This window comes from Flagellimonas sp. 2504JD1-5 (assembly GCF_053618295.1).
Map to the genome: position 1 here is coordinate 1,515,135 of NZ_JBSIOU010000002.1, position 23,225 is coordinate 1,538,359.

26 protein-coding genes are annotated in these 23,225 nt (G+C 39.7%); 5 read left to right on the plus strand and 21 right to left on the minus strand.

Annotated elements, in window-relative coordinates:
- Positions 1–48: 48 nt before the first annotated feature.
- From ACULLG_RS16270 to ACULLG_RS16280, 3 genes are all read left to right on the plus strand, one after another.
- Complete coding sequence (locus tag ACULLG_RS16270; protein WP_452127856.1) at positions 49–474, plus strand: hypothetical protein; 426 nt, start codon at positions 49–51, stop codon at positions 472–474.
- Positions 471–986, plus strand: a complete 516-nt coding sequence (locus ACULLG_RS16275) for a DUF1648 domain-containing protein (RefSeq protein ID WP_452127857.1) — start codon at positions 471–473, stop codon at positions 984–986. Before ACULLG_RS16270 ends, ACULLG_RS16275 begins: the two co-directional genes overlap by 4 nt.
- A gap of 194 nt (positions 987–1,180) precedes the next feature.
- Positions 1,181–2,662: a carboxypeptidase-like regulatory domain-containing protein gene (locus ACULLG_RS16280; RefSeq protein WP_452127858.1), complete on the plus strand. Its 1,482-nt coding sequence runs from the start codon at positions 1,181–1,183 to the stop codon at positions 2,660–2,662.
- A gap of 42 nt (positions 2,663–2,704) precedes the next feature.
- Here ACULLG_RS16280 and ACULLG_RS16285 read toward each other — a convergent pair whose 3' ends face one another.
- Complete coding sequence (locus ACULLG_RS16285; RefSeq protein ID WP_452127859.1) at positions 2,705–3,763, minus strand: PIN domain-containing protein; 1,059 nt, start codon at positions 3,761–3,763, stop codon at positions 2,705–2,707.
- 182 nt (positions 3,764–3,945) lie between these two features.
- On the opposite strand from ACULLG_RS16285, the gene ACULLG_RS16290 reads away from it, so the two are divergent.
- The gene (locus ACULLG_RS16290; RefSeq protein WP_452127860.1) at positions 3,946–4,134 is read left to right on the plus strand and encodes a hypothetical protein; all 189 of its coding nucleotides are present in this window, start codon (positions 3,946–3,948) and stop codon (positions 4,132–4,134) included.
- A 412-nt stretch (positions 4,135–4,546) separates the two neighbouring features.
- Here the strand turns inward: ACULLG_RS16290 and ACULLG_RS16295 are convergent, their stop codons facing one another.
- The 5 genes from ACULLG_RS16295 to ACULLG_RS16315 form a co-directional block, all read right to left on the minus strand.
- Positions 4,547–5,470 carry a hypothetical protein gene (locus ACULLG_RS16295; RefSeq protein ID WP_452127861.1) on the minus strand — a complete coding sequence of 308 codons (924 nt, stop codon included), beginning with the start codon at positions 5,468–5,470 and terminating at the stop codon, positions 4,547–4,549.
- Between the two features lie 123 nt (positions 5,471–5,593).
- Complete coding sequence (locus tag ACULLG_RS16300) at positions 5,594–6,730, minus strand: hypothetical protein (protein WP_452127862.1); 1,137 nt, start codon at positions 6,728–6,730, stop codon at positions 5,594–5,596.
- 59 nt (positions 6,731–6,789) lie between these two features.
- Positions 6,790–7,719 carry a citrulline utilization hydrolase CtlX gene (gene ctlX / locus ACULLG_RS16305; protein ID WP_452127863.1) on the minus strand — a complete coding sequence of 310 codons (930 nt, stop codon included), beginning with the start codon at positions 7,717–7,719 and terminating at the stop codon, positions 6,790–6,792.
- Positions 7,720–7,813: 94 nt separating this feature from the next.
- Complete coding sequence (locus ACULLG_RS16310) at positions 7,814–9,658, minus strand: FAD-dependent oxidoreductase (RefSeq protein ID WP_452127864.1); 1,845 nt, start codon at positions 9,656–9,658, stop codon at positions 7,814–7,816.
- Positions 9,659–9,745: 87 nt separating this feature from the next.
- Positions 9,746–10,660, minus strand: a complete 915-nt coding sequence (locus ACULLG_RS16315; RefSeq protein ID WP_452127865.1) for a dimethylarginine dimethylaminohydrolase family protein — start codon at positions 10,658–10,660, stop codon at positions 9,746–9,748.
- A 281-nt stretch (positions 10,661–10,941) separates the two neighbouring features.
- Here ACULLG_RS16315 and ACULLG_RS16320 point away from each other — a divergent pair, with 281 nt between their 5' ends.
- A complete protein-coding gene (locus tag ACULLG_RS16320) occupies positions 10,942–11,409 on the plus strand; it encodes a hypothetical protein (protein WP_452127866.1) in 468 nt (155 codons plus the stop codon).
- 53 nt (positions 11,410–11,462) lie between these two features.
- On the opposite strand, the gene ACULLG_RS16325 is transcribed toward ACULLG_RS16320, so the two are convergent.
- The 15 genes from ACULLG_RS16325 to rpsE all read right to left on the minus strand — a co-directional run bounded on the left by ACULLG_RS16325 (position 11,463) and on the right by rpsE (position 23,219).
- Complete coding sequence (locus tag ACULLG_RS16325) at positions 11,463–12,746, minus strand: citrate synthase (RefSeq protein WP_452127867.1); 1,284 nt, start codon at positions 12,744–12,746, stop codon at positions 11,463–11,465.
- Positions 12,747–12,875: 129 nt separating this feature from the next.
- Positions 12,876–14,414, minus strand: a complete 1,539-nt coding sequence (locus tag ACULLG_RS16330) for a glycogen synthase (RefSeq protein ID WP_452127868.1) — start codon at positions 14,412–14,414, stop codon at positions 12,876–12,878.
- Between the two features lie 121 nt (positions 14,415–14,535).
- Positions 14,536–15,828 (minus strand): phosphopyruvate hydratase, encoded by a 1,293-nt coding sequence (gene eno / locus ACULLG_RS16335; protein WP_452127869.1) that lies wholly within the window; start codon positions 15,826–15,828, stop codon positions 14,536–14,538.
- Between the two features lie 115 nt (positions 15,829–15,943).
- Positions 15,944–17,056, minus strand: a complete 1,113-nt coding sequence (gene carA, locus ACULLG_RS16340) for a glutamine-hydrolyzing carbamoyl-phosphate synthase small subunit (protein ID WP_452127870.1) — start codon at positions 17,054–17,056, stop codon at positions 15,944–15,946.
- Between the two features lie 95 nt (positions 17,057–17,151).
- A complete protein-coding gene (rplQ, locus tag ACULLG_RS16345) occupies positions 17,152–17,658 on the minus strand; it encodes a 50S ribosomal protein L17 (RefSeq protein ID WP_452127871.1) in 507 nt (168 codons plus the stop codon).
- 60 nt (positions 17,659–17,718) lie between these two features.
- On the minus strand, positions 17,719–18,711 hold the full coding sequence (locus tag ACULLG_RS16350; protein WP_097047045.1) for a DNA-directed RNA polymerase subunit alpha: 993 nt from the start codon (positions 18,709–18,711) through the stop codon (positions 17,719–17,721).
- A 19-nt stretch (positions 18,712–18,730) separates the two neighbouring features.
- Positions 18,731–19,336: a 30S ribosomal protein S4 gene (gene rpsD / locus ACULLG_RS16355; protein WP_452127872.1), complete on the minus strand. Its 606-nt coding sequence runs from the start codon at positions 19,334–19,336 to the stop codon at positions 18,731–18,733.
- A 101-nt stretch (positions 19,337–19,437) separates the two neighbouring features.
- Complete coding sequence (gene rpsK, locus ACULLG_RS16360) at positions 19,438–19,830, minus strand: 30S ribosomal protein S11 (RefSeq protein ID WP_298791405.1); 393 nt, start codon at positions 19,828–19,830, stop codon at positions 19,438–19,440.
- Positions 19,831–19,962: 132 nt separating this feature from the next.
- Entirely contained in the window at positions 19,963–20,337 is a 375-nt protein-coding gene (gene rpsM / locus ACULLG_RS16365; RefSeq protein ID WP_452127873.1) for a 30S ribosomal protein S13, read from the minus strand.
- 2 nt (positions 20,338–20,339) lie between these two features.
- A complete protein-coding gene (gene ykgO / locus ACULLG_RS16370) occupies positions 20,340–20,456 on the minus strand; it encodes a type B 50S ribosomal protein L36 (protein WP_073370549.1) in 117 nt (38 codons plus the stop codon).
- A gap of 4 nt (positions 20,457–20,460) precedes the next feature.
- On the minus strand, positions 20,461–20,676 hold the full coding sequence (gene infA / locus ACULLG_RS16375; protein WP_014031991.1) for a translation initiation factor IF-1: 216 nt from the start codon (positions 20,674–20,676) through the stop codon (positions 20,461–20,463).
- Positions 20,677–20,679: 3 nt separating this feature from the next.
- Complete coding sequence (secY, locus tag ACULLG_RS16380; RefSeq protein ID WP_452127874.1) at positions 20,680–22,023, minus strand: preprotein translocase subunit SecY; 1,344 nt, start codon at positions 22,021–22,023, stop codon at positions 20,680–20,682.
- 13 nt (positions 22,024–22,036) lie between these two features.
- Positions 22,037–22,489, minus strand: coding sequence for a 50S ribosomal protein L15 (rplO, locus tag ACULLG_RS16385; RefSeq protein ID WP_452127875.1), 453 nt, complete (start codon positions 22,487–22,489; stop codon positions 22,037–22,039).
- A gap of 13 nt (positions 22,490–22,502) precedes the next feature.
- Positions 22,503–22,682, minus strand: a complete 180-nt coding sequence (gene rpmD / locus ACULLG_RS16390) for a 50S ribosomal protein L30 (protein ID WP_055397075.1) — start codon at positions 22,680–22,682, stop codon at positions 22,503–22,505.
- A 12-nt stretch (positions 22,683–22,694) separates the two neighbouring features.
- Positions 22,695–23,219 carry a 30S ribosomal protein S5 gene (gene rpsE / locus ACULLG_RS16395; protein ID WP_136465035.1) on the minus strand — a complete coding sequence of 175 codons (525 nt, stop codon included), beginning with the start codon at positions 23,217–23,219 and terminating at the stop codon, positions 22,695–22,697.
- Positions 23,220–23,225 lie beyond the last annotated feature (6 nt).

The window sequence follows — 23,225 nt, forward strand, 5'->3', positions numbered from 1 at the left end:
AATGGGCTTTGCGCATAATAAACCCGCTGATTTTGGTTAATTTTAGAGATGCTTTTGAACGTCTCCTACACCGATAAAACCACCACCAAAAAAATTGATGCGGCTGTGGGTAAGCCTTTTCCCTTAAAAGATCGGTTTGCTATGGGTGGAATCGGTTCTCCAAAACTACACATTACCGAAACCAACATTGAAATTCAGAATCTGTTGATTTTAGACAACAATTTGAACACTTGTAATGTAGAAATGCGTCCAAAAGGTATTATTATACGGTTCAGGTCCTTGCTGGAAACCTATGGTTTGGTCATCCCATATTATAAACTCAACCTATACAAGGGAGATTTCGCAGTTTATTCTATTTATAAAGATCATTATTTTATTAAAGTAAGATCCGATACCAAAGCCATTCAAAAGTATTTTAAGAAGGTGTTGGATTATAAGGCCGACAACGCTCAACCCTCAATTGAAGATTTATGAGCATATTCAGTAAAAAGCCAAAAATAGAAGTAAAACCCAACGGAACAGATATAAAATTGGTCAAATTGGGATGGGCCATAGTGGCTTTGAACGTGTTGTTGGTACTTGTTTTTTATTTTGACCTACCTGAAACCATTCCAACCCATTTCAATCTAAAGGGCGAAGCCGATGGCTATGGACATAAGTCAACACTTTGGATCATCCCCATCCTTAGTGCCACACTGTACTTTGGATTGAGTTTTTTTGTCACCAAAATGAAGCCTTACCACATGAACTTTCCCGTAAAGGTTACCGAAAAAAATGCACCTGAACTCTATGCATTGGGCATTCGGATGATCGCAGTTATGAACTTGGCTTCGGTGGTGGCCTTTTTATTGACCACTATAATACTTCTATTTCATATCAAAGAAATCGTTGACACCATTGATGTGCAACTTTTGGTGGGCTCTTGGATCATTGTGGCCCTACTCCCCTTTATCTATTTCTATAAAATGGCCACAGTGCACGAATAATACTGTTCCCTTCTCATTTTTGGAACGATCCTTGTTACAAATTCCTGTTAAAATCGTCTGCCTGAATGCAACCCTTTTGTTATTTAGTGCGTCTTTAATGAAAAATAGCTCCGCACAGCATGCTGTGCGACAACCAATAAAACTGTCATTCCCATGAAAATGGGAATCAAATAAGCAATCAAAAAAACGAACCGATGTCCAAATTCAATACAGCCTTATTTCTTTGCTTTTTTCTGGCATTTAGCAGCCTATCTGCCCAGACCATCACCTCTAAATTGGTCGATGCCAAGACCCAAAAGGGAATTCCCTATGCAACGGTGCAATACGGTGAGCACCAAGGCGTGATTACTAACGAAGAAGGTCGTTTCAGCTTTATTCTGGACGCAACCTCAATACAGGATTCCATTTATATTTCCTCAATGGGATATCAAAAAACGGGGTTTACATTAGAGCAATTACAGGATAGTATCATCACGATCACTCCCAAGGCCATTGAACTTACAGGGGTGTATTTATTTGATAAGGAATTGGATGTGGATGAAATCATGGAACGGGTAGAGGAACGCATGCCTACCAACTATAACAAGGCACCACTAAAACAGCGTTTCTTTCTGCGGCAATCCAGTTTTAATACGCTTCAGAAAATGGATATTGAATTTAAAAAATCCACCATTGTCGAGCTGGACGAGCACTTGATGGACAGTATCGTTTCCATTCTTCCCAAAAATTCGGCCTACTACACCGAAACTTTGGGCGATTATTACCAAAACGGGGAGGAAAACAAGTTGGAGATCATAAAAGCGGCCGAACTGTACGACAAGAGCAATGAAGGTTCTATGGAAGCCCTGTCCGACAAAATGGAGGCCATTTTTAGGGCCAACGTAAAACCAGATTCTTACCTAAAGATAAAATCAGGAATTTTTGGCGAAAAAGTGCAGCTAGATTCCATTTTTGAGAATGAAGAAGACACGGATGAACTGGAAGCCGAATTAGAAAAACCTGAGAAAAACTACTTTTTGGGCAACCGAAAATACATAATGAGCGAGATTACCGACCAGTTTTTTGGAAAGTCCAAATTGGATGTGGCCAAAAAGCTGCACCGCTACGAGTATGAACTTTTGGGCTATTCAGAGTTGGATAACCAAGGTGTGTATGTTGTAGGTTTTGCCCCCAAGCGTGGTGCCGATTTTCAGGGCAAGCTCTTTGTGAACATCGAGGATTTTGCCATAATGCGCATGGACTATGAAAATGTGAAAACCATAAAAAGCATTAAGTTACTTGGCTTTAGTTATCAAGAATTGAAATATTATGGTAGCACTATTTTTTCCAAGTTTGATGGGGACAAGTACCAATTGAAGTTTATAAACTTCACTTTTGGGCGCAAAATGGGTGTTGACCGACCTTTAAAAGTAATCGAAAAGAACAAACATGTTAAGGGCCGAAGAAAACAGAACGAACTCTCCCTAGCTTTGGACATTGTCAATTATAACACCGAAAAATACGAACTGGTGGTCTACGACTCGGACGTGGTTTCCAAAACCAATTTTGAAGCTTTGGAAGAGGACGAAACCGTTGAGGCTACCTATTTATCGGCCTACGACCCCGAGTTTTGGAAAGGCCATACCATTATGGAGCCCAACCAGGCCATTCGCGAGTTTGTGGTTGAGGGGGAATAAATGCTCCAATGTTGTACAAAGCATAGTACAATTTGGGGTAATCTATATCTTTGGAGCTTCATAGCTAGGCCCGAAGTCCAATCCAGCTTCCTCTCCGTAAGGATTCAATTTGACTTCTATAATTTTCATTTGTTTTATGATTAGATATGCTTTAGTGCCAAAATCCACATCTTTTTGGAAAAATTTGCCTTCTTTACTTTCAAACTCCAATACCGCGTTGCCATATAAATCGACCTCCACAGTGTAATTGTTCTTTTCAGTTGTTTCATAGATATAGAAACCTTCAATATCTCTATAATAACTTGCGTACACGACATCCCACCCCTCCAAATCCGATTTATCAATTTTATTCCCATAATAATATTCATAAAAGTAAGATGGGTCTATATTTTCAACAGTCGATTCAGCCGTTACCTGAATTCCTTCCCAATCCAAACTTTCAACTAACCATTCTTTTGAAATATCAGTAATTGTAATAGCGGTATTTTGAGTAAAATCTGTCAGAGACCTATAAAAGTAAAAGGATATTCCTGTTTCCATTATTTCTTTCATTAAGTCCGGATGCAACGCCATTTTAGTTTCATCAGCAAAATCTTTAACGTTATTTGTAATAAAAGAAACTTTAAGCTCGAATTTCTGTTTTTTGATATAATTCATTAATGTCAACCATAGTAGTGCATCCCTAAATTCCTGTCCTTTTCGAGAAATTGGTTTTATTTTTTCTATCGACCTTCTTACCAATTCTGGCAAGAAGGCATCCTCATGATCAATTTGACGTAAAAAAGGTTTCAATTGATTTTCGATGTACTCCTGATACTTAAAAACCTGTTCCTCTAGGTTGATATTTGCATCAGGATTAAAGTCCAAAACGCTATCTAATAATAAATTACGATTAATCCTATCTTTTAAACTATTTAAATCTTCAAACTTAGTTTGCAGTTCTAATCTGTATAAGTGTACCAATTCTTGAATGACAATTGTTGGGATTATCAAAGTTGAGTTTGTAATTTTCAAGTATTCTTTAAGAATCCTAAAGTGATTTGACTTAAAAAGAAAATCAGCTCTAAGAATATTGGTATCAAGAACTACGACGTGTTTCATTATAATTCATATCATTTAATGGTTAAACCTTAAAAACAATCAATTTACCCTTTTATTCTAATATAATTTCATCAAAATTAAGATCAACAACACCTTACAAACCAGTCTCTTATCTAACTTGCCATAAATGGCATTCACCGAGCCAAAGATTCTCCTTTTCTTGCCTTTGTAAAAGTTAAGGCATGAAAAAATCACAACTAAAACAATTTCGCGAGTGGGTTAAAGAAGGTTACGGCTCATCAGAAGAGTTTGCCAAAATCTTAGACCAAGGTATTGAAATGCTCTTTTATATTGAGGATGATGTTTTTACTAAAAGAGAAATTCAGGGAGTGGTTGCTGCTTTAAGGGGGATTATTGACGCTATAAGATGAGAATACTAAAGTATTGGGTTTGGGCACGCCGTCACCCTGAACCTGTTTCAGGGTCCCACTCCATTGAGATGCCGAAGCCAGTTCGGCATGACGCAAGTCTCTAGATGACAAGGAGGGTGGTTTGATACTTTGCATCAAGGCGGAAGGGATATTTACCCCCTCCGTCCACCAATGGTGGACACCTCCCTCTTACATAGGGGAGGAGCTTTTTTTAGTTTTTCCATCCTTCGACAGTACTTCGACAAGCTCAGTGTGACATTGCTCAGGATGACAAATCGATATGACAGGTAAAGGCTCCTTTCCCTTTTAGGGAAAGGTGGTGTTACGGAGTAACAGCGGAAAGGGTAAACCTAAAAACAATCCCTTCCATCATTCGGATACCTTCCCTTGACCAAGGGAAGGAGTTCATAATTTATTGCTGTAACTGGGTTTTGGCCTGTTGTTGGTATTTACGACTTAGTCCACCAAACTTGGTAATATAGATATTAGTGCTTTTCCCTTTTAGGCTATCACTGCTGGTATAATATAGATGCTTGCCATTTTTGGTCAAATAAGGGTAAAGGTCACTCCCCGAGGTGTTCAATTCTTTTATATTTTGGGGCACGGTCCAATTATCGTCTTGTTTAAAGCTGATATAAAGGTCCCCATAAGGTGATACATTGGCTTCTCGTTGTGAAGCCTCAAAAATGATGAGATCACCCTTGTTGTTTATCTCCAAATTCCATTCGCCTTTTGGGGAATTCAAAGTATTTCCCATATTTACCGGCACTCCAAACTCCCCGTATTTAAATTTGGACATATAAAGATCACCCTGTCCGTAACCTCCCAATCTGTCGGACGCAAAATATAGGTTGCCTGCCCCATCGGTACGTGGGCTATATTCCGTGTTTTCTGAATTTATAGGATAGGATAAAACAACAGGTTCTTCCCATACTCCGTCATCATTCTTTGTTACCATCCAAATATCTGCGGAAGTTTTGGTAATTGATGTTGGCCTGTCGGAAATAAAGTACAAGGTATTTCCATCTTGGGACAAATGTGGGTCGCTATCATCAAAAATACCAGAAAACGGAACCATTTTAGGAGAGGACCATTCGCCATCTTTTTTAACGGCGTGGTAAATGGCACTTTTCATATCGACACTCCCCCATTCTTGGTAGCTTTTGGCAAAGTAGAGTTCGTTGCCATCCGCCGAAAAGGTACAGGAATATTCCACCGCCGGTGTAGAAATGTTTCCGGGCTCAAACTTGACAATATCTTTTTGTTTCCCACATCCAAACCAAATTAATACCACACAACAAAGTGGTATCCAATTTCCAAATTTTGAGTTTCCCATAGAGAAATACGTTTTATAAAAAAGGGGGAATCAAAATGCGCAGCAAATAAACTAGCGGAGGACTATAAAAGTAATGATTATCTGACAAATTTCAACGTCAAATTGTAAAGAGTGGTTCAATCCTCAGTTCTTGGGAAGTTGAAGCCATTGCTTCCAGAGCTCATAAGCCGGCCTTTGGGCTCCATTACCATCCAACAGGCCGTTATCTCGCCACACTTTTAAGATATCTGGTGGTGATGGGGTGTTTTGATACAAAAGGTCATAGTCGCGATACACAAACCATATGGCAAATTCCGCATTCAGATCATTTAAATGGTTCATCAGTTTTTCAACATAAGTACGTTGCCAGTCTTCGGTGCTTTTTGCATTGACTCCCAAATTTTCTATGATCAAGTCATCGGCAGAAAATCCTGTCTCCGAAACGGCAAAAGGTTTGGAAACATCCAAATTCCTGAAATCTTCCAACCAATTATCGGCAAACAGATCGGGATTTGCATCGCGCGTTAAATTCTCGTAGTACAAAAATGGATAGGTGCTCATGGCCACATAATCCGAGTTGGCAACAAGCATTTCTGAAATCTCCATCAATTCAGTTTTAGGAGTATCAAAGGCCTGGTCCTGCAGGCTAAGAAATATAGGCAAATTTGGATAATCGGTCTTGAGGGCCGTATACACCGCTTCCGTTAAACTTAAAAATTGTGCAAATTCGGCATCGTCTTTTCTAAAGGTTGCATTTGTTTCAATTCCATAACCGAAATAGTCTGGATTCACCTCATCTATCAACCGTTTACAGTATTTAATGAAAGTGGAAACCACGATAGGATCATCAAAGCTTTTTCCATCCCAGAAGGATGGTAAGGGCTGATGACTGCCATCATCATTCCAATATTTGGCCAAATTGTTCCTGCTTTGGTCCGTGGGTGTCGTGGTAAGGACGATCTTAGTGCTTGGGGATTTCGAGTTTTTGGCAACATTTATCGTATTCTGTACTTCCATGGGAAATGGTAGATCGTTCATAGTCTCATCCCATGGAACTCCAAAATCTAAATGGCTCAAAAATATGTCCCCATCAGCTATAACGTTTTGGTATGTTTCATTAAGTGCATTGAGGCTATAATCGTATGGAAAAGCGGTAAATCCCATAAAAAAGGACCTTGCATTGGGTTCCTCTGCCTCCTGATCATTTTCCTTGTCCTTTGAACAAGAGAAAACCATCAAAATCAAAAGAATTATATGGGCAATGTGATTTAGCCGAGCCATGATTAACAAAACGCAATCTGGCACAGAAATATTGCCAAAAACTTCTTGATTTTCAGCCTTTAAGCTTTGGGCAAAAATACCTCCGCCATCATACAACGGGCACTTCCACCTCCACAGGTTTCAATGGTACTCAACGAGCTATGGATAATGGGGCAATGTTTTTCGATGGCCTCCCTTCGGGACTTGTCCAAACTGTTGTATGCGGCAGAACTCATGACCATATAGCGTTGGTCGTCCTTTCCAACCACTTGAAGCATATTTCCTGCAAAATTGTACATCTGCTCTTCGGTAATGTTGATGACCTCTTTTCCATCTGCCTTAAGATGCTCCACCACGTTCTTGCGTTCTTTTTTATCGTCAATGGTGGCCAAGCAGATAATGGCAAAGGTCTCAGCCAGGGCCATCATCACATTGGTATGGTAGATGGGCAATCGTTGCCCTTCCACCGTTTGGTTTGCAGTGAAAATCACAGGTAGATAATCAAAATCCTCGCAGAATTCAATGACGAGTTCTTCTTCCGCCCGATCGGACAAAGCGCAATACGCTTTTTTGTTTACACGATCCAACAACAGACTGCCCGTTCCTTCCAAAAACACACCTTCTTCCTCTGCGGAAGTGTAGTCCACCACGTTGTCGATTCGGAAACCATCTTTTTCCAAAATTTCAAAGACGTCTTCTCGGCGTTCATTTCTTCGATTTTCGGCAAACATGGGATAGACCGCAACGGTTCCATCAGCATGGAACGATATCCAGTTATTCGGAAAAATAGAATCCGGGGTATCTGGGTCCTTGGTATCCTGTACCACGACCACATTAACTCCATGATTTCTTAACTTACCGACAAACTCATCAAACTCTTGTTGTGCCTGGGCATTAATTTCATTAGGCTCCACGGCTATTTCCTCTTGAAAATAGTTGTTTACGGCCGTTTGTTCGTTCATTCTAAAACTGATTGGCCGAACCATTAAGATGGTATTGGTTACCTGCATCGCATGCTTATCTTTTACTGTTTATTTGAGAGGATAAATATACGTGCAAATGCAACAATTTTATGCAAGAAAATGCACCAAGAAAACAGATTTTTTATTTGAAACTTCCGTCGAAATCCAACTCAACTCCAAAAGGGTTGAGCAATTTGTCCACCAAAATACTGACTGTTCTTCTATCGAGTTGGGTTGACGCAGAAAATGGGGATTCAATTTTGGTAGAATTCCATGCCTCTTCGATACTTTCCAAGGTGATTTCCTTCTTAATCTTGCTTAGCAAGTCCGCCAAAAATTTTGGCGTCACACCCTGACCAGAAGCGTGTTCATCTTTCAAATCAGGATACAATGGAAGTAATCCGCTTTTCAATTCGTATTCGGGTACTATCCTTTTAGGATAGAACCAAGTTTCATTAGCCCACTTATAGGGAATGCCATATCCTTTAAGCACCCCGGAAGCGCCGATACGCTGGATAGCACCAAAAGCTGCATCATCTGGAGCAACGTCAATATACGGCATAATGTAAGCCTTACTTTCCAAAAGAGTTTGTTGCACCTCTCTAATGGATACTTCAGACGTGTTTATTTGTTCTTTTACCGCCATAGCAGCTATGGCACCTGATGCTTGACCAATACCTAAGACCACAGGTTGCAGCCGCGTAGTACCGTTCACGATATTGCTTACGCTGATATTTTTATCCGAGACCAAAAAATTATCTACTTTTTCTGGAACCAAACTTCCTATTGGAATGGAATAACTGGGCACTTTGATATTGATAAATTCAATTTCGGGTGTTTCCGGATTTTTATCATGATGGTGATCAATGGGATAATCCCCAACGGCTACTCCAGTTTTGTATAGATTGAAATCGTAGGGTCTTTCCAAGTGGTTTACCACCAAAAAAGTTTTCCCTTTGACTCTTCTCCCTTCCCGATGATAGGGAATCATAGGAAAATTATCCTGGGTAGGAAATTCATCGGCCAACCTCAAGTTTTTATATCCCAACTCGTTTTGGATATAATAAACAAACCCTTGGGTGAAGGTTTTAGCCTTTTTTAAGGTTTCTTCTTGCTCCTTTTTGGTCATTTCCGGCCAGTTCACAAAAAAGTCGTTTCCGCAATTGGGCCAGTTGATCATGTATTTTTTATTTGGCAATTTTCCATAGTTCAGCATTTGGTCACAATCGGCCACCGAACCGAACATTCCCCCCTGCTCCCTTTTGCAGGCACAGGCATATTCTTCGGGATCATAGTTTTTTGGTTTTTTCACCAATCCTTTTCGGTTTTTAGCTGCCCCTACATCCGTTAGGATAGCCACATAGGTCAAGTCCTGAACTATGGAATTCGAATTTCCAGGGGCTTCTTTCTCTCCAGTATCTTGTTTGGAGTCCATTCCCAATCGAAAATCGGCCCCGACCAAGGGCAGCAACTCTCCAGTTTCAGTTGCATCAATAAGAACAGAAGCTTTGGTTGAATATGTTTTATCTCTCTTTTTATAGTGAACGACCCATTTATTACCTTCCTTTTCTATTTTACCATAATGAGCTTTATATATAATATTAAGATTGGGGTAGTTTACCATTTCGGTCAAAATTGACTTGCCTACGGAAGGTTCAAAAAGTGTATGGCTCACCCATCCGGTTGCCACTGCCTTTGAACCGCCATAATGATCGTATAATTTCTGACGGAACTCACCCCAAATACCTGAAGGCATTTTGTGGTTGCCATCAATCGCTGACACTCCAGCTGAAGTGAGCATTCCGCCCAACCAAGTGGTTTTTTCAATAATTTGAACGCTTGCACCCATTCGCGCTGCCTGAATTGCTGCGGAAGTGCCACCAGCACCTCCTCCTACAATCACAATATCCACATTTTCTTGGGCATAAGTCATTGCCGAGAACAGGCTACAAATCACAAAACAGATTGTCCTTTTAGCTGTGGTCATATTTCAAAACTACAGAATTTCTCTTTTCATGTAGTCTTAGGGTCAGATAAGTAAGGTAGTCGGGGCTACCAGTCCAAAAAAGGAAAATCAACCGCGAATCAAAGGCATGGTGCTACAACGCAACAATCCTTCTTGCTTTGCAATTTCGGCATAGGGAATCTCTTCAACGGTAAAGCCTTGTTCTCTGAGCCAATTGTTCAAGCGTGTGAAGTTTTTTTCTGAAACCACGACTTCCGGTGAAATGGAGAAGACATTGCTGAACATTTGATACATTTCGTCCTTGGTGATTTCAAAAATGTTTTCCTTTCCGAAATAATCCACCAACCACTGGTATTCCTCTTCTACCAAAAAGCCATTTTTATGCAGAATGGCCTTGTCCTTGCCTACGGGTTGAAAACAACAATCTAAATGTAAAGCATTGTCCTTGGCATTTGTATTTGATTTCCGTAGTTCAAATGATTTTATCTTTTTATGTGGAAACTGCTCTTTAATGAATTCTACGGCCTCTTTGTTGGTTCTTGCGGTAATGTAATCCGGGTAGTCTTCGCCGGTATAAGTTCCTATAAAAACATAATCGTTCCAAGGCATAACATCACCCCCTTCAATATGCACTTCTTCAGGGGGACGGATAATTTTGTTGGGATCAATTTTATCCAAAACATGTTGAATGGCCTCAAACTCTCTTTCGCGATCGGGTAAAATATTGGAATGAAATAGTTTGTCCTCAATTACGAAGGCGATATCCCTGGAAAAAATCTGATTGCAATCTTTTAGAATGGATGGTCTGTACACCTCAACGCCATACTTTGCAAATACTTGGGCAAATGCATCCATTTCCAGGATCATGTCTTCCTCTTTCGGATATGTGCCCGCCAAAATATGCTCCAAAGATTTGGGATCATATGCTTCTTCAGGTGTTGGGGTAGGGCCACAACTTTCTGCGGTTCCCAATATTACCGCTTTAAGCGGGCTTGTTTCGTTTTCTACATGCAATTGCATCATATAACCGTCCTTTATTATCCATTTAAGGTTCTCAAAAACAGAAAAACCCTAAAAACACTGTGGCAAAACTAGGGTTTTGTTATCGATTTTCCATTGGCCAAAACAAAAAAAAACTTACTCCTTTTAGGGCTTTTCAGCAAACACTATCAATATTGGATTAAAGCTTGTATGTAATTGATTTTTAACTAGTTAAAAATCAATAAATTCGAAAAAACCTTACTAAAAATCATGCTAAATTAGCTTATAATTCTTACATTTAAATACGATAAAAGGTTTTTGGGATGAAAAAAATTATCCTTCCATTCTGTTTAATTGCTCTAATCAGTATCGCCCTTTTGTCCATGAATAAATTTTCTCCAAAAATCAACTTTTCAGGGGCAACCGACGCTGAAAAAAGTGAAAATCCAGAGCGCCAAATAAAGTATTCTGATTGTATTGATATGGTAGCCATTTCCATGTTTGATTCTGAAGGTCCTGATATGCAATTGATTCAACAAAATGGCCTTTATGACGAAATCAATCAATGTTTGAAAAAGTATCAACGCTCATTGGATTCGACGATAAAAAATTTAAGTACGATTGATGCCCATGAGTTTTTGCACAATGAATTTGAACGATGCAAAAATCAGATAGATTCGGATTCCCTGTCGGCAATCAAAGTATTTTATCATAAGGGCATTATGGAAATATGTTATGACCGTGATAAGAGGCTAAACTCCATTTCTACGGAAAATGTTGTCAAGAGATGATAAATTAAAAAGGCGATCATAAATGACCGCCTTTTTAATTTATAGCTTTTAAACTATCTTTTATTTACACCGACAAAGGGCCTATAGTTTTCCCCCACATATATCTGTCTTGGTCTTCCTATGGGTTCCCCTCTGAGTCTCATCTCGCGCCACTGGGCAATCCAACCTGGCAATCTTCCCAAAGCGAACATTACGGTGAACATCTCGGTAGGTATTCCTAATGCCCGATAGATTATGCCAGAATAGAAATCCACATTAGGATAAAGTTTTCTTTTTACGAAGTATTCGTCCTCCAAGGCTTCTTTTTCCAATCCTTTGGCTATATCCAATATGGGATCATCTATTCCTAAACTTCCCAATACCTCATCAGCGGACTTTTTAATGATCCTAGCTCTTGGATCAAAGTTTTTATATACGCGGTGTCCAAAGCCCATTAATCGAAACGGGTCATTTTTATCTTTCGCTTTGGCCATATATTTTTTGGTGTCACCTCCATCAGCTTGAATGGCTTCCAACATTTCCAAAACTGCTTGATTGGCACCTCCATGAAGTGGTCCCCATAATGCTGAGATTCCTGCTGAGAGAGATGCAAATAGTCCTGCATGTGATGACCCTACAATACGCACCGTTGAAGTGGAACAGTTTTGCTCGTGATCGGCATGTAGAATCAGTAATTTATCCAAAGCATCAATTACGATGTCATCTTTTTTATATTCTTGGTTCGGTTTTTTGAACATCATTTTATGGATGTTCTCCACATAACCAAGTGTATCATCTCCATAATCCAAAGGAAGGCCCTTTTTCTTACGTTGCGCCCAAGCCACTAACACTGGAAATTTGGCAAGTATTCGCACGATTGAATGGTACATGGCCGCCTCAGATGAAACATCAACTGAAGTTGGGTTGAACGCCACCAATGCACTTGTCAAAGAGGAAAGTACTCCCATTGGGTGAGCCGATTTTGGAAATCCGTCCAAAATCTTTTTCATTTCTTCATCTACATGGGATTCCTCCTTAATGTCACTATGAAATTGCTCAAGCTGTTCTTTATTTGGCAGCTCCCCAAAAATTAGAAGGTATGCCACCTCCAAAAAGTCGGCCTTCTCGGCCAAATCTTCTATGGAATATCCCCTATATCTTAAAATTCCTTTTTCACCGTCCAAAAAAGTAATAGCACTTTCACACGAGCCCGTATTTTTATAACCCGGATCTATGGTCACCATACCACTGGCAGACCTTAAGGTTTTAATATCGATAGCCAATTCATCCTCAGTACCTTTTATTACTGGGAACTCGTATTTCTCTCCGTCATATTCAAGTATTGCTTTGTCAGACATTTTATGGTTTAAAAGATTAATAAAATAGAATCCGAAATTTACGAAAAAGCATAGGCATTAACAATTTCCAGGCTTCATTTATAGTATTGTTAACTATACTTTTGGTAGGTCGAAAATTTCCAGGGCAGTTTACTGCAAATTGTATAAATATTTGTAATAATTATCCACTGATTTTTTCCAAGTAAACCGCTTTTTCTTAGCTGCGGATTGAATTTTCTTCCAAGTGGGCTTATCATTTTTATACACATCCAGTGCCAAGTCGAAAGCATCGAGCATGCTCTTTATTTTTTCGTCATATGTTGCTCCATCAAAACTGAAGCCTGTTTTCATATGTTCCACCGTATCTTTAAGCCCTCCCGTATGGTGCACCAAACATGGGTTTCCGTTACGCATAGACAGCATTTGGCTTATTCCGCAGGGTTCAAAAAGACTAGGCATGAAATATAAATCGGATTCCAGATAGATGGAATCGATTAGGTTTTCCGATTGTCCATTGGTAAACACAAAGTTTTTGTGTTCGTAACTCAGTTTTCTAAAGAGTTCTTCATACTCGGGAGCGCCCGTTCCCAACAGCATAAAAATGCCATCTACTTTTTCCAACTTCTTCAATATTTCAACGAAGGCTTCTGGGGACCGTTTGAAAAAGTAAAATTTTTGCTCTGTTAATCGTGCCACGCTAGAAACAATGAATTTGGGTCTATTGTCCACAAACTCCATGATCTTTTCACCCGTGTGCGCCAAAAAGTCGGCCTTATATTTTTTGGACTCTTCCTGTAGCCATCTAAAGATGGCCTTCACCGTATTTCGATATATAAAGCCTTTCTCTTCAACGTTGATGTTCTTATAATTGCACCCGTTTAATATACCCACTAGTCTGCCTTCTTTATTGGCTTTTATAAGGTCTTTTTCCAGCCCTTCTCCTCCAATAAATTCTGGTGGAGAGCTGGGCAACATCACATCTTCTTTGTAAGAAGGGGAAACAGTATGCACAGCATCTGCAAAACGGATTCCTACAGCCATCAGGTTAATGCAATCTTGATAACGATAGTCCATCAGGGCTTTGTAGTCGAAAACCACATCCGGGAACCAGTTTTTTAGAGAGGAATAATTGTCATCAAATGGCCTAATGCCTTGAATGGCCAAATTATGGATGCTATAAACAACTCGAATATCCTTCAAGTTTTTATATTCTTCATGATATTCCCTCAAAAACAGCAATAAGCTTGAGTGCCAGTCGTGCAGGTGAATAATATCAATATTACCAAAGGAACCTTTTTTAATGGCCTCGGCCACTGCCGCACAAAAAATAAAATATTTTACCGCATCGGTAAAAAAGGGCTCTTCCGGATCATTGTGATAAATATGCGCTATATCTCCGGCCTCTATTTCGGGATGGTGCAGCACATAGTGGATAATATTTGGAAATTCTTTCTTGGGTTTTACCTCATAAAGTTCAGCAGTGTATTTAAGACCTCTAAGCATAAAATTAAGTTTGGTCTTAAAAAGTCCTTCTTGATGCAGACGACCGTAGGAGGGCACAACCACATGGGCTTTATCACCGTGTTCTGAAATTTGGCGGGGAACATCCCGCACTACATCACCCATTCCACCAGCCTTGCAATTGGCCAATGCATCGTTCTCTGCGGCAACGAAAAGAAAATTGTTCATAGGTTGGTTTATGTGGTTCTATTTGGTTTGACAATCAATTTAACCAAAGTTTATTGCTGAAGCAAAAAAAAGCCTTTCTCAATTTGGAAAGGCTTTTTGTATGCTATCAAATCATTATCAATTAATTTACTTTGAATGCTTTTTCTTGGGGATAGTAGGCTGTACTTCCCAATTCTTCTTCAATTCGCAATAATTGATTGTATTTTGCCATTCTATCACTCCGTGATGCTGAACCTGTTTTAATTTGTCCAGTGTTCAAGGCCACTGCCAAATCGGCTATAGTATTATCTTCTGTTTCACCTGATCTGTGCGACATTACAGAAGTGTACCCGGCATTTTTGGCCATGTTTACAGCGGCAATGGTTTCAGTAAGTGTTCCTATCTGATTTACTTTAATAAGAATTGAATTTGCGATTCCATTTTCAATTCCTCTGGACAATCTTTCTACATTGGTCACAAACAAATCGTCTCCTACCAATTGTACTTTGTCTCCAACTTTATCGGTAAGCATTTTCCAACCGTCCCAGTCGTTCTCATCCATGCCATCTTCGATGGAAATAATCGGATACTTTGCACAAAGGTCAGCTAAATATTGAGCTTGTTCTTCGGAAGTTCTTACTTTCCCTTTATCACCTTCAAACTTGGTGTAATCGTATTTTCCATCTACATAAAACTCAGCCGAAGCACAGTCCAATGCGATCATTACGTCGTCACCCAAAGTATATCCTGCTTTGTCAACCGCTTTAGCAATTGTGTCCAATGCATCTTCGGTACCACCTTCCAAAGTTGGTGCAAAACCACCTTCATCGCCAACAGCCGTACTCAAGCCTCTGTCGTGCAATACTTTTTTAAGGTTATGGAAGATTTCCGTACCCATTTGCATGGAGTGGCTAAAATCCTTTGCCTTAACTGGCATAACCATAAACTCTTGAAATGCAATCGGAGCATCAGAGTGGGAACCTCCGTTGATGATGTTCATCATGGGCACTGGAAGTGTATTTGCACTTACTCCACCCACATAACGGTACAATGGCATTCCCAATTCGTTGGCTGCTGCCTTTGCCGCTGCAAGGGAAACTCCCAGAATAGCATTGGCCCCCAATTTTGATTTATTTGGTGTGCCGTCCAAGGCTATCATGGTCTCATCGATTTGATTTTGCTCAAATACCGATGTTCCCACCAATTCATCCGCAATTATGGTATTGACATTATTAACTGCCTGACTGACTCCCTTACCCATAAAAGAATCTCCGCCATCCCTTAACTCAACGGCTTCATGCTCTCCTGTTGAAGCTCCAGAAGGAACCGCGGCTCTACCTAAAACCCCATTTTCGGTAATTACATCTACCTCCACGGTAGGATTACCTCTTGAGTCTAAAATTTGTCTTGCATGAATGTTGATAATGATGCTCATCTGCTTCTATTTATGGTTGAAAATCAATTCGGCAAAGATACGAAAGGAGTGGTTTCGAATTTCATGAAAATAGTCATGAAACATTATCAATAACATAAAAATAACCTACAACGATTTAGTTCTTGCTAGTTTTGATTGCCTCAAAAAACTGGTCAAAAAGATATTCTGCATCATGTGGTCCAGGGCTAGCCTCTGGATGGTATTGCACAGAAAATACTTCCTTGTCTTTCATTTTAATACCAGCTACGGTATTATCGTTCAAGTGGGTGTGGGTAATTTCCAGTTCAGGGTTCGCTTCAGTTTCTTCTCTATTTACAGCAAAACCATGGTTTTGAGAGGTTATCTCACCTTTTCCCGTCACCAAATTGAGGATGGGGTGATTGATTCCCCTATGCCCGTTGTGCATTTTATAGGTAGAAACGCCGTTGGCCAAAGCCAATACTTGATGACCCAGGCAAATGCCGAACAGAGGTTTATCTGAAGATATCATTTGCTTCGTTGTGGCAATTGCATCGGTCAGAGGTTCTGGATCACCAGGGCCGTTAGAAACAAAGTATCCATCTGGATTCCATTTTTGCATCTCTTCAAATGAGCTGTTGTATGGAAACACTTTGATATAGGCTCCTCTTTTGGCCAAGTTTCTTAGGATGTTCTTTTTTATACCAATATCTAAGGCAGAAATTTTAATTTCAGCGTTTTCCTCTCCAAAGTAATAGGGTTCTTTGGTGGAAACCTTGGAGGCCAATTCCAAACCTTCCATACTGGGTACTTTCTTGAGTTCTTCCTTCAATGCGTCAATTTCATCAACTCGGGTTGATATCAAAGCATTCATGGCCCCATTGTCACGTATATAACTTACCAAAGCCCTTGTATCCACATCTGATATGGCAAAAAGATTGTTTTTGTCAAGGAACTCCTGTAAACTCATATCGGCACTTGGTCGAGAGTATTCATAGCTGAAGTTTTTAACAATAAGTCCGGCAATTTTGACCGAATCGGATTCAACTTCATCTTCATTGGTGCCGTAGTTGCCTATATGGGCATTTGTGGCCACCATGATTTGTCCAAAATATGATGGGTCGGTGAAAATTTCCTGGTAACCGGTCATACCGGTATTGAAACATACTTCGCCTACAGCGGTTCCTTCTTTATCACCCACTGCCTTTCCATAAAAAATAGTGCCATCTGCCAAAAGAACCAGTGCCCTTTTCTTTGATTGATATTTCATTGCGCTTTTTTAATTTCGGTTTGACAAAAAAACATAAAAAAAGGATAAGTTTTCACTTATCCTTTTTTCAGTAATTAAATAGTAATTAACATCTTTTATTCTTCTGAATCGTCTGCTACTTTAGTTTCAGCTACTGGAGCAGCAGCTTCTACTTTTTTACCGCCCCCTCTTCTACTTCTTCTAGTAGTTTTCTTGGCAGGCTTTTTACCAGCGTTGTACAATTCGTTGAAATCGACCAATTCGATCATTGCCATGTCAGCGTTATCTCCTAGACGATTCCCTAATTTTATAATTCGGGTATATCCTCCAGGCCTGTCCCCTACTTTTTCTGCTACAGTGCTGAAAAGTTCGGTAACCGCATCCTTACTTCTAAGGCTACTGAAAACAATCCTTCTATTATGCGTACCTTTTTCGGTAGTTTGATTGTTCTCCGTTTTAGCCTTGGTGATCAAAGGCTCTACAAATTGCTTTAAAGCTTTTGCCTTGGCAACGGTAGTATTGATCCTTTTATGTTCTATTAGGGAACTGGCCATATTGGCCAACATTGCCTTTCTGTGGGCTGCTGTTCTTCCTAAGTGGTTAAATTTCTTTCCGTGTCTCATTTTATTGTTTTATCATCTTGCTACCAAACTCGAAAAAAACGAGGAGCAAAATATGATTACTTAATCTTTGTCCAGTTTATATTTTGATAAATCCATTCCAAACTGAAGTCCCTTGTTGATTACCAACTCTTCTAATTCGGTCAATGATTTTTTACCAAAGTTTCTGAACTTCATCAAATCGTTTTTGTTGAAGGAAACCAAATCTCCCAAAGTGTCAACTTCAGCAGCTTTAAGACAGTTCAACGCTCTTACGGACAAGTCCATGTCTACCAATTTGGTCTTCAACAACTGACGCATGTGCAATGATTCTTCATCATAGGTCTCAGTTTGTGCAATTTCATCGGCTTCCAATGTAATACGCTCATCAGAGAACAACATAAAGTGGTGAATCAAAACCTTAGCGGCTTCTGTCAATGCATCTTTTGGGTGGATTGAACCATCTGTGATGATTTCAAAAACCAATTTTTCGTAATCGGTCTTTTGCTCTACCCTAAAGTTTTCGATGCTGTATTTTACATTCTTTACCGGAGTGTAAACGGAATCAACCGCAATGCTTCCCAAAGGAGCATTGGATTTTTTGTTTTCCTCTGCTGGAACGTATCCACGACCTTTTTCAATAATAACCTCAAGGTTAATACTTACTTTGGGGTCCATGTTACAGATAACCAAATCAGGATTCAACACTTGGTATCCTGAAATGAACTTTTGGAAGTCTCCAGCAGTCAATTGCTCTTTTCCGCTAACGGAAACAGAAACTGTCTCGCTTTCCACATCATCAATCTGTCTTTTGAAACGAACCTGCTTAAGGTTCAATATCATTTCTGTAACGTCTTCAACAACGCCAGGAATAACAGAGAATTCATGTTCAACTCCATCGATACGTACCGAAGTGATCGCGAAACCTTCCAAAGAGGAAAGAAGCACTCTTCTCAACGCATTTCCAACTGTTAATCCATAACCAGGTTCCAAAGGGCGAAATTCAAATTTCCCTTCGAAATCTGTTGAATCTATCATTATAACTTTATCGGGCTTCTGAAAATTAAGTAATGCCATATTGGATTAATGTTAGATTTTATTTAGAGTATAACTCGACGATTAATTGTTCCTTGATATTTTCTGGAATCTGCATTCTTTCAGGAATAGCTACATAAGTACCTTCTTTCTTTTCGGAATTCCAGGTAATCCATTCGTAAACGCTACTGTTGTTGGCCAATGAATCATTAATGGCTTGAACGGATTTTGATTTTTCCCTAATAGCAACTACATCTCCAGGTTTTAAAGAGTAAGAAGGAATATTTACAATCTCACCATTTACGGTAATATGTCTGTGGGAAACCAACTGACGAGCACCTCTTCTTGAAGGGGAAACTCCCATTCTATAAACCACATTGTCTAAACGTGACTCACACAATTGAAGCAATACCTCACCTGTAACTCCTTTGCTACGGTTGGCCTTGTCAAAAAGGTTTCTAAATTGTTTTTCCAGGATACCGTAGGTATACTTGGCCTTTTGCTTCTCCATCAACTGGATTGCATATTCAGACTTTTTACCACGGCGTCTGTTGTTTCCGTGTTGTCCTGGAGGGTAACTTTTCTTTTCGAAGGCTTTATCGTCTCCGAATATCGCTTCTCCAAACTTTCTAGCGATTTTTGATGTTGGTCCTGTGTATCTTGCCATCTTCTTTAGTTTTGAAAGTGCGATTATGAATTAAGGCTTATCCTTCGATAATCTATATTGCACCTTCGTGAAGACCCTTGTGGGCCCATTATGATTATTAATTAAACTCTTCTTCTTTTTGGAGGTCTACAACCGTTGTGCGGAAGTGGGGTTACATCGATGATCTCAGTAACTTCTATACCTGAATTATGGATGGAACGAATTGCAGATTCTCTACCATTTCCAGGTCCCTTTACGTAAACCTTTACTTTTCTAAGGCCAGCTTCGTGTGCTACTTTTGCACAATCTTCGGCAGCAACCTGGGCAGCGTAAGGAGTGTTCTTTTTAGAACCTCTGAAACCTAGTTTACCTGCAGAAGACCAAGAAATCACATCTCCTTTTTTATTGGTCAAGGAAATAATGATATTGTTGAACGATGCAGTAACGTGGGCTTCACCCACTGATTCTACAACTACCTTGCGCTTCTTTGTTGTTTTAGTACTTGCCTTTGCCATATTTTTTAGTTTTTAGTGCGCCTCCGCTAAAGCTTCAGCGGCACGCGGTGTTAGTTCTTAGTTATTGGAATCCTAGACTTTTACATTTCAAACAGATTCTTCTAACGTCTAAATACTAATGACTATTAATTATTATTTAGTTGCTTTTTTCTTGTTAGCAACAGTTTTTCTCTTTCCTTTTCTCGTCCTAGAGTTGTTTTTGGTACGTTGACCTCTCAATGGTAATCCTGATCTATGACGAATTCCGCGGTAACAACCGATATCCATCAAACGCTTGATGTTCAATTGCGTTTCTGAACGAAGTTCACCTTCAATGGTGTAAGAGGAAACCGCTTCACGGATTCTTCCTATTTCATCGTCATTCCAATCTGAAACTTTAGTATCCTCACTTACTTGGGCTCTCTCCAAAATCTCTTGGGCCCTACTTTTACCGATTCCGAAAATGTAGGTAAGTGAAATAACTCCACGCTTTTGTTTAGGTATATCTACACCTGCAATTCTTGCCATAATTACCCTTGTCTTTGTTTAAATCTAGGATTCTTTTTGTTGATTACGTATAATCTGCCTTTTCTGCGTACTATCTTGCATTCGGCACTTCTTTTCTTAACTGATGCTCTAACTTTCATCGTATTAGTATCTGTAAGTAATTCTTGCTTTTGTTAAATCATATGGACTCATCTCCAATTTTACCTTATCGCCCGGAAGCAATTTGATGTAATGCATGCGCATTTTTCCAGAGATGTGTGCCGTTACAACATGACCGTTCTCTAATTCAACTCTAAACATTGCGTTAGACAATGCTTCGATTATAGTTCCGTCTTGTTCTATTGCTGGCTGCTTTGCCATAAATTATGCTACTTTTCTGTTTTTACCCGTCTTCATCAAACCATCATAATGTCTGTTCAACAAATAAGAATTTACTTGTTGTACGGTATCAATAGCTACGCCCACCATAATCAATAGTGACGTTCCTCCATAAAACAATGCCCAACCTGCCTGTACATCCATCAACTTAACCACTACTGCCGGTAAAACTGCCAATAGCGCCAAGAAAACTGATCCTGGCAATGTGATCAACGACATTATCTTATCTAAATAATCTCCGGTTTCTTTACCAGGTCTTATTCCTGGAATGAAACCACCACTTCTTTTCAAATCATCGGCCATTTTGTTCGTAGGAACGGTAATCGCCGTATAGAAGTACGTAAATATTATTATCAGTACTGCAAACAATATATTGTAGGCCAGTCCGAAAATATCGGCAAACTGAACTTCCATCCATTGTCCAACAGCAGTATTATTGAAAGTCCTACCCAACAAACTTGGCGCAAACATAATAGCTTGTGCAAAGATGATAGGCATTACCCCAGAGGCATTCAACTTTAACGGGATATACTGACGCGACCCCATAACATTCTTTTCATATCCTCCAGAAGCCGTTCTTCTAGCATATTGCACTGGAATCTGACGTACCGCCATTACCAATAGTACACTGGCCAGGATAACCAAGAACCAAATGATCACCTCGATCAAAATGAACATGATACCACCGGTATTGTTCGTTGTTCTAGAAATGAATTCTTGAACAAATGACTGTGGCATGGTTGCAATGATACCGATCATAATCAACAATGAAATACCATTTCCGATACCTTTGTCCGTAATTTTTTCACCCAACCACATGGCAAAGACACAACCGGTAACCAAGATAATCACAGCAGGAACAATGAAATCCACACCTTTACCTAGTATAAAGGCACTATCTGGAACCCCAAGCGCTCCCAAACCAAATAAATAGGCTGGTGCCTGAACAATACAGATTGCAATGGTCAACCAACGTGTGATTTGGTTAATGGTCTTTCTACCACTCTCTCCTTCTTTTTGTAGTTTTTGCAAATACGGAATCGCTATTCCCATCAACTGCACCACAATAGAAGCAGAGATATAGGGCATAATACCCAAAGCAAAAACAGATGCGTTAGCAAACGCACCTCCTGTAAAAGCATTAAGTAATCCAAGAATTCCTTCTCCAGCAGCACTATTTAACTGTGCCAATTGGGAAGTATCAATACCAGGAAGAACAACTTGTGCACCAAAACGGTATACCACAAGTAGACCTAAAGTAATGATGATTCGTTGCCTTAGTTCTTCAATCTTCCAAATATTTGATATGGTCTCAATAAATTTCTTCATGCTCTATTTTTCCTTATAAGCTTATTGCTTCACCTCCAGCTGCTTCGATTGCTGCTTTTGCAGAGGCAGTAAATTTATGTACAGATATTTTTAGAGCAGCTTTTAATTCACCATCTCCTAAAATCTTTACCAAGTCGTTTTTATGAGCCAACCTGTTTTCAACAAGAATATCCAGTGTAACTTCCTTCTTCACGACACCATTATCAACCAATTCTTGCAATTTGCCCAAATTGATACCTTGGTATTCTTTTCTGTTGATATTCTTGAATCCAAATTTTGGAACTCTTCGTTGCAAAGGCATTTGACCTCCTTCGAAACCAATCTTTTTAGAGTATCCAGATCTGGACTTGGCACCTTTGTGTCCTCTTGCGGCGGTTCCACCCTTACCAGAGGCTTGACCTCTTCCTAAGCGTTTTCCGTCTCTGTTTACAGCGCCTTCTGCTGGTTTAAGATTATGTAAATCCATGTACCGTTATATTTTAAGCTTCCTCAGTGGAAACCAAGTGTTTTACCTTATTTATCATTCCAAGGATATTAGGAGTTGCATCATGTTCAACAACGTGCCCAATCTTGCGCAAACCAAGGGCTTCCAAAGTCCTTTTTTGGTTTTGAGTCCTCTTGATGGCGCTCTTTACTTGTTTAACTTTAATCTTTGACATAATATCCTTTATTTATCCCTTAAAGACTTTTTCCAAAGAAATTCCTCTTTGCTTCGCTACCGTGCTTGCATCCCTCAATTGCAATAAAGCATCAAAAGTGGCTTTTACAACATTGTGAGGATTTGAAGATCCTTGCGATTTTGACAATACGTCGTGTACACCAACTGCTTCCAATACCGCTCTTACAGCACCACCAGCAATAACCCCTGTACCATGTGAAGCAGGCTTAATGAAAACTCTTGCTCCTCCGTACTTTCCTTTTTGCTCGTGCGGAAGCGTACCTTTATTCAAAGGAATGCGAACCAAGTTCTTTTTGGCATCCTCTATTGCCTTTGCGATTGCAGTTGCTACCTCTTTGGATTTTCCTAAACCATGTCCCACAACACCATTCTCGTCACCAACAACAACAATTGCTGAAAAACCGAATGCTCTACCACCTTTGGTAACTTTTGTAACCCTTTGGACACCTACCAAACGATCTTTCAACTCCAGTCCACCTGGCTTAACTATCTCTACGTTCTTGTATTTCTGGTACATAGTTTA